Source organism: Microcoleus sp. w1-18aA5, from assembly GCF_036701705.1.
Classification (GTDB): Bacteria; Cyanobacteriota; Cyanobacteriia; order Cyanobacteriales; family Microcoleaceae; genus Microcoleus.
In genome coordinates, this window is record NZ_JAUPTE010000015.1 from 70,748 (window position 1) to 83,195 (window position 12,448).

General features: G+C 46.3%; 12 protein-coding genes. 1 reads left to right on the top strand and 11 read right to left on the bottom strand.

What is annotated here, in order from left to right; all coding sequences use genetic code 11:
* Window positions 1–38 precede the first annotated feature (38 nt).
* The 9 genes from Q5691_RS08175 to Q5691_RS08215 all read right to left on the bottom strand — a co-directional run bounded on the left by Q5691_RS08175 (window position 39) and on the right by Q5691_RS08215 (window position 7,690).
* Window positions 39–704: a Na(+)/H(+) antiporter subunit B gene (locus Q5691_RS08175; protein ID WP_333213791.1), complete on the bottom strand. Its 666-nt coding sequence runs from the start codon at window positions 702–704 to the stop codon at window positions 39–41.
* Entirely contained in the window at window positions 704–1,291 is a 588-nt protein-coding gene (locus Q5691_RS08180; RefSeq protein ID WP_333213789.1) for a DUF4040 domain-containing protein, read from the bottom strand. The genes Q5691_RS08175 and Q5691_RS08180 overlap by 1 nt, the downstream gene beginning before the upstream one ends.
* The gene (locus tag Q5691_RS08185; RefSeq protein WP_333307983.1) at window positions 1,281–1,568 is read right to left on the bottom strand and encodes a monovalent cation/H(+) antiporter subunit G; all 288 of its coding nucleotides are present in this window, start codon (window positions 1,566–1,568) and stop codon (window positions 1,281–1,283) included. The genes Q5691_RS08180 and Q5691_RS08185 overlap by 11 nt, the downstream gene beginning before the upstream one ends.
* A complete protein-coding gene (locus tag Q5691_RS08190) occupies window positions 1,565–1,795 on the bottom strand; it encodes a hypothetical protein (RefSeq protein WP_333308098.1) in 231 nt (76 codons plus the stop codon). Before Q5691_RS08190 ends, Q5691_RS08185 begins: the two co-directional genes overlap by 4 nt.
* Before the next feature lie 145 nt (window positions 1,796–1,940).
* Window positions 1,941–2,324, bottom strand: a complete 384-nt coding sequence (locus Q5691_RS08195; protein WP_333230471.1) for a Na+/H+ antiporter subunit E — start codon at window positions 2,322–2,324, stop codon at window positions 1,941–1,943.
* Window positions 2,321–3,754 carry a cation:proton antiporter gene (locus tag Q5691_RS08200; protein ID WP_333307985.1) on the bottom strand — a complete coding sequence of 478 codons (1,434 nt, stop codon included), beginning with the start codon at window positions 3,752–3,754 and terminating at the stop codon, window positions 2,321–2,323. The genes Q5691_RS08195 and Q5691_RS08200 overlap by 4 nt, the downstream gene beginning before the upstream one ends.
* Entirely contained in the window at window positions 3,751–4,089 is a 339-nt protein-coding gene (locus Q5691_RS08205; RefSeq protein ID WP_333307987.1) for an NADH-quinone oxidoreductase subunit K, read from the bottom strand. Before Q5691_RS08205 ends, Q5691_RS08200 begins: the two co-directional genes overlap by 4 nt.
* A 344-nt stretch (window positions 4,090–4,433) precedes the next feature.
* The gene (locus Q5691_RS08210; RefSeq protein WP_333213779.1) at window positions 4,434–5,699 is read right to left on the bottom strand and encodes an ABC transporter permease; all 1,266 of its coding nucleotides are present in this window, start codon (window positions 5,697–5,699) and stop codon (window positions 4,434–4,436) included.
* A gap of 173 nt (window positions 5,700–5,872) precedes the next feature.
* Window positions 5,873–7,690, bottom strand: a complete 1,818-nt coding sequence (locus tag Q5691_RS08215) for an efflux RND transporter periplasmic adaptor subunit (RefSeq protein WP_333307989.1) — start codon at window positions 7,688–7,690, stop codon at window positions 5,873–5,875.
* A gap of 629 nt (window positions 7,691–8,319) precedes the next feature.
* On the opposite strand from Q5691_RS08215, the gene Q5691_RS08220 reads away from it, so the two are divergent.
* Window positions 8,320–10,623, top strand: a complete 2,304-nt coding sequence (locus tag Q5691_RS08220; protein WP_333344415.1) for a patatin-like phospholipase family protein — start codon at window positions 8,320–8,322, stop codon at window positions 10,621–10,623.
* Between the two features lie 244 nt (window positions 10,624–10,867).
* Here Q5691_RS08220 and Q5691_RS08225 read toward each other — a convergent pair whose 3' ends face one another.
* Complete coding sequence (locus Q5691_RS08225) at window positions 10,868–11,056, bottom strand: hypothetical protein (protein ID WP_333344418.1); 189 nt, start codon at window positions 11,054–11,056, stop codon at window positions 10,868–10,870.
* Between the two features lie 7 nt (window positions 11,057–11,063).
* Entirely contained in the window at window positions 11,064–12,332 is a 1,269-nt protein-coding gene (locus Q5691_RS08230; protein WP_333216440.1) for a pitrilysin family protein, read from the bottom strand.
* Between the last annotated feature and the right edge of the window lie 116 nt (window positions 12,333–12,448).

Consider the following 12,448-nt stretch of genomic DNA (forward strand, 5'->3'; position numbering starts at 1 on the left):
TAATTTCGATGTCAATGGATTTGAGATCGGAACATTTGTCATAGCAATCCGCGATAGCGAATAAACACCAACATCACCGCCCACGATCCTAATGCGACTTTGACTGCAACCAGGATATTCAGCAAGGGGAGAATGCCACCGCTGAAAAGCGTGCCTAACTCTCCGTGGGGTAACTCATATCCTGACAGAGTGATAACGGACAATACAATGAAAACAAGTACCGAAACTTTCTCCAAAGTCGCGGCGTGCCAGCGCTGGTAGATTTCTTGCATCCACTGCGGTGATGAGGTAATCGCCACCAAGCCGATTGCAGTTCCCCCCGCTACACCCGCAGCAAAACCACCGCCAGGACTTAAATGCCCGCGAATTGCTAGTTCGATACCCACCAACGCGGCAATCGTCGCTCCCAATCGCGCCAAAATAATCGATGGTTGATCGGTAAACTGATATATGGCGCAGGACGGCTTTTCATTTGCTAGCATAAAACTTGCACCCAAGATGGCGATCGTAAATACCACAACTTCAAAGATCGTGTCGTACAGCCGATTTCGCAAAATGATACCGGAAACCGCATTGGTTACTCCACTATCTTGAACAACCAATTCGACGATCGAACTTTGCTGCGATAACTCCATTGTGGGATTGGCGATTAGCAGCATTTTGACAAACAGCGCTATCCCTGATAAAAAGTAAACCCACTTCATCAATGTTTGTCCTCTGCGTCTGGTGTATTTACATAGGTTAGGGTTGTCCCTGGTGATGAAAGTTCGGTTTGCATGATGTCATAGACACGCCGAACTCTGGTTGCGGTGTTATAAAGTTGCGCTTCGCCGCTGTTTTCCAATAGGCTTTGTGGCGCACAAGCTGCATGAACTTCTTTTTCCCTCAGCGCCCGCTGCAATGCCTGTGTAGTCGCATAGGGAACGAGTTCCAGGCGCATATGGCGTTTCTGAAAAATTGTGCGGATGTCATCTATCAGTTGCTTAAAATCACCTGCGGTTTTGTCGTTTGGTATAGCATCGCCCTCTGTCCCCTCTTCGATTACACCCAGACGCAGCACGAAGGATGAACGCACCGTCACTGCATAAAGTGTAATCGCCAGCAGAGTACCCATCAAGGCTTCGGTCAAGCCCACATCCCCCGCGCCTAAAATTGTATACACCAAGGCGGCGATCGCTCCCAATACCCCCCGCAGTAGCAATGCGTGGTATGGATTGACCTGAAATACCACCATACCAGCAGCTAAGGGTAGCAGAGCGACGAGGACATAAATGTAGCTATTATCGTTCATAGTTACTCCCTGTTTTGGAACAATAGGCCAACACATATCCCAGCATGGTGTTCCAGGTTGCTAAGCAAATGATCGCCAGAATCAGCAGGGGCCATTTATTGGGTATTTGCAGCAGCAATCCGACGACGATCGCGATCGAACCCAGCGTATCTGCTACCGAAAGACTGTGCAGTTTATATAAAACCGATCGCTTCCCAAGTAGGAAAGAAGTACCCCAAAACCAGAAAAAAATCCCTATACCGATGCAGGTATAGCTCAATACATCTATTACGATCATGCTTCACTGATACGTTTGATTATATGTGCCAACAACATCAATCCAGCATTACCCACACTGAGGATAATCGCCGCCACCACACCGATCATCCAATCATCGCGCCAGACGGATATGACGAGAGCGATGATTGCCGCCTTGCTCGAAATACTTGCAAAGGCCAACATTGTCTGCCAGATATCATGATCTTTCCATACCTCGTACATGGGTATGAGCAGAGCCAGAATCATCGCAATTAGAATCAAGTTGTTCAAGTTGTTCAATTGTGTTCACTCCTGATTTTTCTTACTTAGCTAAATCGGAATTATTCATTTCTCTCTTCTCTTCTCTGACTCGGCGCCAAAAGCGGTTAAATCATTCAGAAACAAACTTGAACTAGGTGTTTGATGTCCGTCGCACTCGGTGTACTTCGTAAAAACCCTCTTCGTGATATTTCACAACAATCGTCTTGGGAGTAAAAGTGATCAGGAAGACATCTAGGAAGATCAGCAAGGGCGATCGATGGTTTGGCACTTTTTCCATGATCACATCTTCGTGCCTATGGGGACGGAGGATGAGTTCAAATGCTTCTAAATAAGCTATCGGAATCGCCATGAAGATTTTACCCAACACTCCCAACCATTCCCTCAAAGGTTCCGGGGGTGCGTAGCTGCGCGGCAACAGGAAAGCAATGATGAAGCCGATCGCAATATTTGCCAAACTAAAATCGGCTGTCAGTAGAAACCAGATCGTCAGTCTTAATATTAGCTGTCCAATCATGTTGAGAATGCCATCCAGAATAGTAGGAGCGAAATCAAGCTCATAAAACCGACCAAATGATCGAATTGTTCAAGCATACGTGGCAGTTTGATGGCCGTGCGTTGAAAAATTAGAAAATAGGCTAACCAACCAACACCGATGATGGCGATCGCCTTAAGCATATTTTCCAGCGTATAAGCCTGAACATCAAAAGCATTGGCTGCAATCAGCCCACCTAGCAACAGCAACACCGCAGGCCAAAAACCAGGTTTTGATTTTTTTGCTTCTCCACCACGGGGCAGAAAGATGAATTTAGCAAATAGGATAGCCGTTCCTACTGCTGCTACATTCATGGCGATCGCATAAGCGGGTGTCAAATTCTTCAGAGTCAACATCTTTGCCCCAAAGCCAACCAAAAAGGGAAAGCCTGAGATCGAAAGGCTAGCCACGACTAAGGCAATCCAAAGCGTAGTATTAATCTGCTTTTGTCGCAATTCCTTAAAGTCGCGGCTGGGTAAAGAACCCGCAATCAGGAACAGCGCCGATTTGACCAAGCCGTGGGCGAGGGCATAAAAGCCTGCTACTTCCGGGGCTACGAGAATCCAACCTAACTGTGAAACCGTACTGAACGCCAGCACCCGCTTGGTATCCTTTTCAAAGATGCCATAGAACACGCCCATAAACGCCGCCCCGACTCCGAAAATCTGGACGATTGGTGCCACCTCCTCCACCATCAGCGCGCACCGCACGAGGGGATATACCCCCGCTTTGACCACAATCCCTGACAGCAAAGCCGACACAGGCGTTTCTGATTCCGAGTGAGTTAACGGTAGCCATAACCCCGATACAAACACACCTCCCTTAACCAAGAGTGCCATAAAGATCAGAGCGATCGCCTCTGGGGGCGCTGCACCCAAGCCGGCAAAACTAAACGAATTACTAGCCTTATAAACCAGCACGGCACCGACTAGATAAAACAGCATTGCCGTGTTGCTAATAAATAGATAGCGCAAAGCCACCCAAATCGAGCGATCGGTGCGAGCATAGGCAATCAACAGAAAAGCCGCAATGCCACTGACTTCTAACCCCACATATAAACTGATAAAGTCAGTAGAGGCAAAAGCCGCATTCAGGCTGCCATGCAACATCAGAATTTGTGCATAAAAAAATGCCGTCTTATCTGTGGGCCAACAGTAGATAATCACCGCTGCTGTGACTAAGGCATTGGTTAAGATGAAATAGCCGCTCAAGCGATCGACTAACAACGTGACACTGAAATTATCCAGTAACTGCAGCGTCACCGCTGACGGCATAGCAAAAAGCTGGAACGCATAGGCAGCGGACGCTATCGCGCCGAATATTGCCAGATACTTGGCAAACTTCGGAATCAAATAAATACTAAACCCGACAAAAAACGGGAGTCCAATCCAGGCTAGCGTCAGGGTATTCATGGGGTATTATTCATCTCGATTTCGTTACTTTCTAATGTCGGATTATCTCGTGCCAGCTTCATCACACTGACCAGCATTAAAGCCTGAATCGAAAAGCCGATCACGATCGCCGTTAAGATCACCGCCTGGGGAACTGGATCGGCGTAAGCGACAACATTTTTCCCCTTTGAAATAATTGGTGTCAGCAAGCCTGCTCGCGATGCCACCACCACGTAATAGGCGATAACCCCTGTACTCATGACATCCATACAGACGATTTTCATGAGCAGGTTCTTTTTAAAGATGATACCAAAAAATCCGCAAAATACTGTTGCCAATACCAATGCTTCTAACATGGAAATTGCGTGTTGGATAAGGGGTTTTTGTTATTATATTTGAATGAGCGTATATTATTTATAATGGGCGTCAAGCTCTTTCCCTTACCTGAAACGCAGTCTAGATAAAGGAAAGAGTTTGACGCCCCGTCAGAGCTAAAACCCTTGTCAATTCGAGATCCAAGCAAATTCAAGCTCAAATGGTTTACCGATCTGAGTTTGCAGCCATTTTTGAGCTGATTTTTGTTTAAGTCCCGTTAGCGCATCTGTAGCCTAAAACGAAGTCTGATCGTCCATCAAACCTGGTTTCTGACCACTCCTGCGTCCAAGACTGTTGAATTTAACGGGGTTGAATGTCAGTAACTTCAATCATTCCGCAAAGCTGCGATCGGATCTAAGCGAGCCGCATTCCGAGCCGGCAATACTCCCGCCAATAAGCCTACAGTAAAAGACAGCCCAAAACCTGCCGCGATCGACCATACAGAAACCACAAACGGAAATTTGAACGCTGTCGAAGCCCCAAACGCGATTGCAACTCCCAACCCAATACCCGCCGTTCCCCCCACCGTGGAAACTAAAATAGATTCCGCCATAAATTGAATTAGAATTGCTGCATTAGTAGCACCTACCGCTTTGCGAATCCCGATTTCCTTAGTCCGTTCCACAACAGACACCAACATAATATTAGCAATACCGATGCCTCCAACCACCAAAGAAATTCCGGCGATCGCGCCCACCATAACCGTAAATAAACCGATCACATTACTAAAAGTATTGACTATTTCAGCTTGATTGACAACTCGAAAATCATCCGGTTGTGGCGGATAAATATTGTGGCGCAAGCGCATGATATTTTCCACTTGAAATTGAGCATCCGCTAAATCCGCTTCGCCGGCAGTTTCCAACCAAAAACCCGATATCGCAATCCCCGCTAAAGAATTTCTACCCACAATCCGCGAAGACATATTTTTGAGGGGAATATACACTCTATCGTCCTGATCAGTCCCCCCTACAGACCCCTTGCTTTCCATCACTCCAATGACCTTGTAGCGGTTTCCCTGAATGCGAATATCGGAGGATAGCGCATTAACTCCGGCTCCAAAAAGTTCGTCCCGCACCTTAGAACCGAGGACAACTACAGGCTCAGCAGCATTCAATTCATCCTCGTTAAAAAACCGTCCTTCTTGGGGTTGAATGTTCTTCACATCTGGATAGTTTAAATCCGTTCCCAAAATCGAAGTAAATGAATTTTGTCCGCCGTAAACCACTTGCACTTGGCGCTGCAAATAAGCCGAAATCGCCTTAACAGCGGGAGCTTGTTTGCCGATCGCCCTAGCGTCATCCCAAGTAAGAGTAGTAGCAGAACCGCTTCCCTGACTGACACCGCCCGATCGCGAAGCGCCCGATAAAACCAACAGCACATTTGTACCCAAAGCCTTTAACTGTTCTTCAGTTGATTTTTGTACTCCCTGTCCCACCGAAGTAATAGCAATTACCGAAGATATCCCAATAATTACGCCCAGCATAGTTAAACTGGTACGCAACTTATTATTCCACAGCGCCTCTGTCGCCATGAACGCGATTTGAACATTAGAGATTTTGTTGGTGCGGGGGCGAGTCTGTAATTTCATATTATTATTGATTGGGCATTGGGCATTGGGCATTGGGCATTGGGCATTGGGCATTGGGCATCGGTAATTAAAACTTTCTTCCTTCTTCCTGACATCCGTTACAGAATCCGTTGCCGAACTTTTCCTCCTTCGCGCCCTTCGCGCCTTCGCGGTTCAATAAAAAAATCAAAACCCTAACGCAAGCGCGTTCCCCCACCCGGTTGCAAACCCGGAATCCCACCCGATGGATTTTGGGATCTAGGCCGCAATCCGGGGGGTAAACTAAGCAGCACTTTTTCATCTCCTTTCAAACCCGATCGCACTTCCGTCTTATCATCCACCGTCATACCAGTCTTAATCGGCATAAAAGCAGGTTTACCATCTTCTGGACCCGGAACATAAACCCCCGTTTCCCTTTGTTGGCGGACAATTGCCGCAGTCGGAACTACCAAAACATTTTTGAGTTCACCAGCCTTAAACTCAACATTCACATTCATGCCCGATCGCAGCATTTGTTTATCATCATTAATAATTGCCGCTTTAACCTCAAAACTTGTCACATTTTGCTGGACGATCGACTGAGGCGAAATTTGACTGATTTTACCTACAAAAGTCTTTCCCGCAAAAGCATCAGCTTGAATAGACGCAGCCTGGCCGATCCGAATCTGAGAAATATTTGTTTCTGCTACGTTTGCTACTAATTGATTTTTTGAAGCTAAGGACAAAATCGAAGAAGAAGTCGCCGAAGAAACCGCACTACCTGCCGTAGTGGGAGTCACAAAAGCGCCCGGATCGGCGTACTTGCGAGTAACAGTGCCGGTGAAAGGAGCCCGCAGCACAGTGTCGTTAATCTGCGCTTGAACGCTTTGCAGGCTGCCTCTAGCGGCGAGAACTTGAGCGCGGGCTTGGGCGATGTCTTCCGGGCGAGAACCGGCTTCTAGTAGCGCCAAAGCTTGCTGTTTTTGCTCGACGGCAGCCTGTCCCCCAGCGATGTCTTCCGGGCGTGCGCCCGATCGCGCCAGGGCCAAAGCTTGCCGTTTTTGCTCCACAGCAGCCCGCCCCGCAGCGATTTCTTCGGGGCGAGCACCCGATCGCGCCAGGGTCAAAGCTTGCCGTTTTTGCTCCACAGCAGCCCGCCCCGCAGCGATTTCTTCGGGGCGAGCACCCGCTTGCAGCAAAGCTACAGCTTGTTCGGCTTGCCTGACTTGCGTTTGAGCTCGATCGCGCTCGGTGCGGGAGTTGTTGACAACTTGCAAAGCAATGGCTCCGGCATTATAGAGTTCCTGATTTCTCTGAAAGTCTTCCTCTGCTTGGTTTTTGGCGTATTCGGCATCTCTGAGTTTGGCGATCGCTTGGGCGATGTCTTCAGGCCGATTGCCCTTAAGCAATTTTTGTAAATTTGCCTGTTGTTCAGCTAGTTGTGCCTCGGCTACAGCAATATCCTGGGTTCGATTGCCGTTAAGCAATTTTTGCAGACTTGCCTGTTGTTCAGCTAGTTGTGCCTCAGCTACAGCAATGTCTTGGGTTCGATTGCCGTTGAGCAATTTTTCCAGACTTGCCTGCTGTTCTGCTAACACTGCCTTAGCCACGGCAATGTCCTGGGTTCGAGTGCCGTTGAGCAATTTTTGCAGGTTTGCTTCCGCGGCTGCGAGTTGTCCGCGAGTTTGGGTAAGTTGGCCTTGGAGGTTGGAGTCGTCCATGTAGGCGAGAATCTGCCCTTGTTCAACCTTATCTCCTTCCTTGACAAGCAAACTTTTGAGCATTCCTGAAGTTTTGGGGCTGACGTTAACGGAACGTTCAGGCACAATTGTGCCATTTGCCGAAATAGTAATCGGCAGGTTCACCCTTTCGATAGCAACGGTTTTTTCCTTGCGCCTGGTTTCGCGGCTGGATTTGACTGTTAACTGGCTGTAAGCTGTGTAGCCGACTCCTGCAAGCAGGGATGTGGCCAGGAGTCCGCTAAGCCACGGAGTCAACTCTTTTTTAATCTGAAAGTGCTTTACTAAGTACATATAAATTAGACCTGATGGGTCTGTCTTGAATTTAGACCGATCGGGAACAGAAAAGGTTCAATTGAAGTCTGAGCGAGTTTTTGCGTTTGTGGTGGCGCCAAGTTACTCACAGTCCTGGACGACTTAAACATGACTTTAGAGAAAGAACCTCACGCTAAAATTGATCCCACCTTTGGCACCCGCGAGCGTGTCACACCACGAATTTTGGGATGAGTGAGCATTTTGGGCTGGCGATCGCGAAGCATAAATAATTGTTAACAATACTTCGGACAGTTTTTGATTGCCAACCGTAGAATAAGGGTTTCAAAGCTCCAAGGCAAGTTCGCTACGAACGGAAAATCGTGGTTTTCAGCCTAAGAACTAAAAACAGTCCGGACTATTGAAGCGATCAAGGTATAACAAATCATTGGAGCGGACAAACACCTATGATTTTAGTCAAGCTGAAGTTATCGGTGAGCGCAAAGCATAAATAATTGTTAAGCGATCGATGCCTAACGAATCATTGGATCTGACAAAATCGCAATATTTGAGGTTTGAGTCAGAGGCGATCGTTTTCCGCTCAATTTAGCCGTTAGGTTGCACTTATGTCAAGATAGAGATGTTCCCTTAAAGTCATTAGTTAGTGATATATGCTTGAAAGTGATAACAGAAATAAATTAATTAAAATAATTTCTAATTGGTTTGAAAACCAGCTTAAACCCATCGTGCAGTTTTTGATATATTTAAGAGTACCTCTGACAATCGCAGTGGTATCTTGGTATTTTTATACCCAGATCGATCAAACCATTGAGGTCTATCGTGTAATTGCTTTCGATAATAATGTAGCTCAGGCAGTTTTTTCTACAGTATTGGTTGTTTTTCTTTCACTTGGTGTGTGGTTCGCGGCACGTTTACTTGAGAAATGCTATGAAGCTCGTCTTCCTGACTTCTACAAGCCAAAATTCGATTGCTTATACAAAAATGCACCTCGTTTGCTAGGTACTATACCACTGGGTAGCCTTGCTTATGGCACTTGGGCTACCCAAAAAACATTGCAGAACTTATCAGATCCTACTCCCAAGATTTTTTTGCTAGTGTGGATGTTTAGCAATATAGTTTTATTAGGAATTTTATCTTATTTAATAATTAAACGTGTTGAACTTTTAAAAAACTCAAAGTACCTAGGTTCCTTTGCCTCTAGCAAAAAGGGTGAAGGTCTATTTGGTAAAAAATTTGAAAATGTATTTGTTAATATTTCCTGCTTTGTTTTTATTGTTTTATCTTTGCCTATGATCGTGGCAGCAAAAGATTCACATTTGTCTTTTGGTTTAGTTGCTGTTTTTCTGTTGCTCGTATTTTTTAATATGGCGCTGTTTTCTTGGCAACCCACGATAAAATCACGAATTACAGTTGTTAGGACTTGTTCAATTTCTCTGCTGGCATCCCTCGCATTAGGGTTGATAATGCCTCCGACATTTCTTCCCGATCTGCTGGGATCAATTAGTGTGGTGGCAATATCATTGACGATTCTGGTGGTTGTTTTTTCAACAATTTACGACTGGGGTCTGCAAACAAAAATACCTGGGATTACGATTCTCATCGTGTTGATTGTTGTTTCTAGCAATTTTAATTTTAATGACAATCATCGCTTTCGACAATTTAGCAAACCCGAAAAGTCAGTCCTTCCAGCTTTAGAATCTAGTTTTCAGCAATGGTTAGCTAATCGCCCCGATCTCGATCAATTCTCAAATAAACCCTATCCTGTCTATATCGCTGCGGCTCAAGGTGGGGGTATCTATGCCGCTTATCATGCAGCAACAGCCTTCACAAAGCTAACAGAATATTTTCCAAGTTTTCCTCAGCATATATTTGCAATCAGTAGTGTTTCTGGCGGTAGCTTGGGGGCTTCTGCCTTTTCAAGTTTGGTGAAATTTGGTGGAATTAGTGGTAAATCCCTTAGCCAAACGGCTAGCAAACTGTTTAGCAGTGACTTGCTTACGCCCCTCCTAACGATGGGGCTATTCCCTGACCTGATTCAACGATTTATCTTTTTTCCAATATACGATTGGGATCGGGGAAGAGGTCTGGAAGTTGCGTTTGAAAAAGCTTGGGATAAGCTGTCTCTTCCAAATCAAGATAATCCCTTGCGGCAGTCTTTTTACCAACACTGGCAGCCCCAGGGCATTGCCCCTGCACTGGTTCTCAACACAACTGTTGTCGAAACTGGCGATCGCCTGGTGATCAGCCCCTTTCAGATTAACTTGCCCAACAAAGAAAATATTGCCATTGATGAACCCGATCTAGATTTGAAACTGAGTACAGCGGCTGGCCTCAGTGCTCGTTTTCCCTACTTCACCCCTGTAGGGTGGTACCAACGCAGTAAGGACAAAAGTAAATTGCATTTGGCTGATGGCGGCTATTTTGATAATTCTGGTATTCCTACCGCTTTGGACATTGGGCGGAGCTTACAGCGACTTAATGGTTACGGAACAACCTTTGAAATTGTCTACCTATCCTTAATTGATGGGCAATTTAACGAGCCTACAACTCAACTCAAGAGTGAAGGACTGAACGAGGTTTTATCCCCAGTTCGTGCCTTGTTTAGTGCGCGCAAGTCCCGCAGCCGCAGTGCTGTTGAGTTGTCTACGTTCACGGTCAATGATGGGATTGACGATCCACTCAAATATAAATTCAGAACCTTGTTCCTGAAAAAGTCAGGTGATGGAGTTAAGTTGCCTCTGGGTTGGCTCATCTCTAAACACTCAAGGGTATTTATCGATCAGCAGACACCTGACCCCAAAGCAAGACCCTGTGATATCAAAAAATTCCGACAAGCCATTGCAAAAGGTCGGGTGGTTATGGATGACAATCATAACCTTTGTGTGATCACATCGATTGGCGACGATTTGAGAATGACCCCAAAGCAAGACCCTGTGATACCAAAAAATTCCTAGAAGCCATTGCAAACGTTCAGGTGAGCAGGGATGACAATCATAACCTTTGTGCGATCGCATTGATTGGCAACGATTTGAGTTAGATTAAGGTAATGTCTAGCGATCTACACCTACTGTCTATTTAGCAAAGGCGGGATCGTGAAATCGTTAAGCTAACGGCGCAACCTAACAATTCGGTTGGAGGAGATTGTTGAAAGTCGCTGGTGGTGCTAGGAGTGCTATTTGCAACCGCTCAACCTGAACGTTATACCAGCAGCGAAAAGTTCATTGAGGTGGTCGGTTTCAGTTCTAGATAATGCCAGCAAGAATAGTTGGCTTTGTTGTTAAGTTTGGAAAAATTAAAAGCGATCGCAAACCACCAATAATTGTTAAGCGAAAAGTCTTTTAATCTGCGATCGCATCGATCGAACTTTTGAAAAGTTCGATCGCCCATTTCCTCCTCAACAAACAGCCACTACACCCAACTCTGTAATCGCCGCCTCCGGGCCCACCAAAGAAACATACGGTTCTACAAAATATTTCTTAGCAGCATCCCGCGCTTGTGAAGCGGTCACCTGTGCAATTTCTTCTTGAAATTGCTGGTCAAATTTAATTCCCAATCCCAAAATTTCGTACCAGCCTAAAACTTGGGCAATTTGCGAATTAGTTTGTTTTCCTAAAGCATATTGACCGAGCATTTTATTCTTGCAAGCTTGCAATTCTTCCTCGCTTAGTTCGATGTTGGCGAGTCGATCGACTTCTGCGCGCAATCCTTCAAAAGCAGTCGTCGTATTTTCCGGCGCCGTACCCATGTACACGACAAACTGAGCCGTGTCCAAGCGCGTCGCGTAGAGCGCGGAAACGTCGTAAGCCAAGCCCCGCTTTTCCCGCAATTCCACAAACAATCGGCTCGACAAACCGTTACCCAAATAAGTATTCAGCAACTTAATCGCTGCGTAGTCGGGATTTTTGACAGAGGGTGCGAGGTAGCCCAGCATAATCACTGATTGCTGCGTATCTTGCGCTGTAACGACCGATTGAGGGGATGGTGATAAGGGGGGGACGGTTAAAGTTGGCAGGGGTGTTAAAGGCGCTTTCCAGTCCCCAAAAGTTCGATCGATCAGGGCGATCGCATCTTCGGTCGATATTCTGCCGGCTACAGAAATAACTACATTATCGGGACGAAAATAGGTTTTGTGGAACTGTTCGAGCTCGTTTCTGGTGAGCTTTGACATAGTAGCTTCCGTGCCCAAGGGAGAGAAAGCATAGGGATGTTCCTGGTACATCGCGTGCCGCAATTGCTCGAAGGCGATCGCAAATGGCTGTTCTTGTTGCGATCGAATTGCCGATATGGCAATGCGGCGTTCGAGTTCGACTTCAGCTTCCGGGAAATTCGGCGATCGCGTCAATTGCGCCGCCAACTCCAAAATCTCCTCAAAATCCGCAGAAACCGTCTTCAAACTCACTAAAAAATAGTCTGTAGTAGAGTCGGCACTCAACCTCGCTCCCACCGATTCTACACACTCGGCAATTTCCAGCGAAGACAGCCGATCGGTTCCCTTAGTCATTACCGCCGACAGCAAGTGACACAACCCTGCTTGTTCCGGCTGCACGTAGCGACTGCCGGCCCGCAGGAATATCCTAGCTGCAATAATATCTGCTGCTGGATTTTCTGCTGCTAAGACAACAATACCGTTGTCTAAAACCGTGCGCTGGATTTCATTTTTCATTGAATTATTTGTTAACTGTTGACTGTTGACTGTTGACTGTTGACTGTTGACTGTTGACTGTTGGCTGTTAGTCATGATTATTCGTAGGATGGGTAGAGCGTGAGCGTTACCGATCA

Excerpts from the sequence above, each read along its gene's own strand:
- Q5691_RS08195 (WP_333230471.1), bottom strand. The coding sequence starts at position 2,324 with ATGATTGGACAGCTAATATTAAGACTGACGATCTGGTTTCTACTGACA.
- Q5691_RS08215 (WP_333307989.1), bottom strand. The coding sequence starts at position 7,690 with ATGTACTTAGTAAAGCACTTTCAGATTAAAAAAGAGTTGACTCCGTGG.
- Q5691_RS08175 (WP_333213791.1), bottom strand. The coding sequence starts at position 704 with ATGAAGTGGGTTTACTTTTTATCAGGGATAGCGCTGTTTGTCAAAATG.
- Q5691_RS08220 (WP_333344415.1), top strand. The coding sequence starts at position 8,320 with ATGCTTGAAAGTGATAACAGAAATAAATTAATTAAAATAATTTCTAAT.
- Q5691_RS08230 (WP_333216440.1), bottom strand. The coding sequence starts at position 12,332 with ATGAAAAATGAAATCCAGCGCACGGTTTTAGACAACGGTATTGTTGTC.
- Q5691_RS08205 (WP_333307987.1), bottom strand. The coding sequence starts at position 4,089 with ATGTTAGAAGCATTGGTATTGGCAACAGTATTTTGCGGATTTTTTGGT.
- Q5691_RS08225 (WP_333344418.1), bottom strand. The coding sequence starts at position 11,056 with ATGGGCGATCGAACTTTTCAAAAGTTCGATCGATGCGATCGCAGATTA.
- Q5691_RS08185 (WP_333307983.1), bottom strand. The coding sequence starts at position 1,568 with ATGATCGTAATAGATGTATTGAGCTATACCTGCATCGGTATAGGGATT.
- Q5691_RS08200 (WP_333307985.1), bottom strand. The coding sequence starts at position 3,754 with ATGAATACCCTGACGCTAGCCTGGATTGGACTCCCGTTTTTTGTCGGG.
- Q5691_RS08190 (WP_333308098.1), bottom strand. The coding sequence starts at position 1,795 with ATGATTCTGGCTCTGCTCATACCCATGTACGAGGTATGGAAAGATCAT.
- Q5691_RS08180 (WP_333213789.1), bottom strand. The coding sequence starts at position 1,291 with ATGAACGATAATAGCTACATTTATGTCCTCGTCGCTCTGCTACCCTTA.
- Q5691_RS08210 (WP_333213779.1), bottom strand. The coding sequence starts at position 5,699 with ATGAAATTACAGACTCGCCCCCGCACCAACAAAATCTCTAATGTTCAA.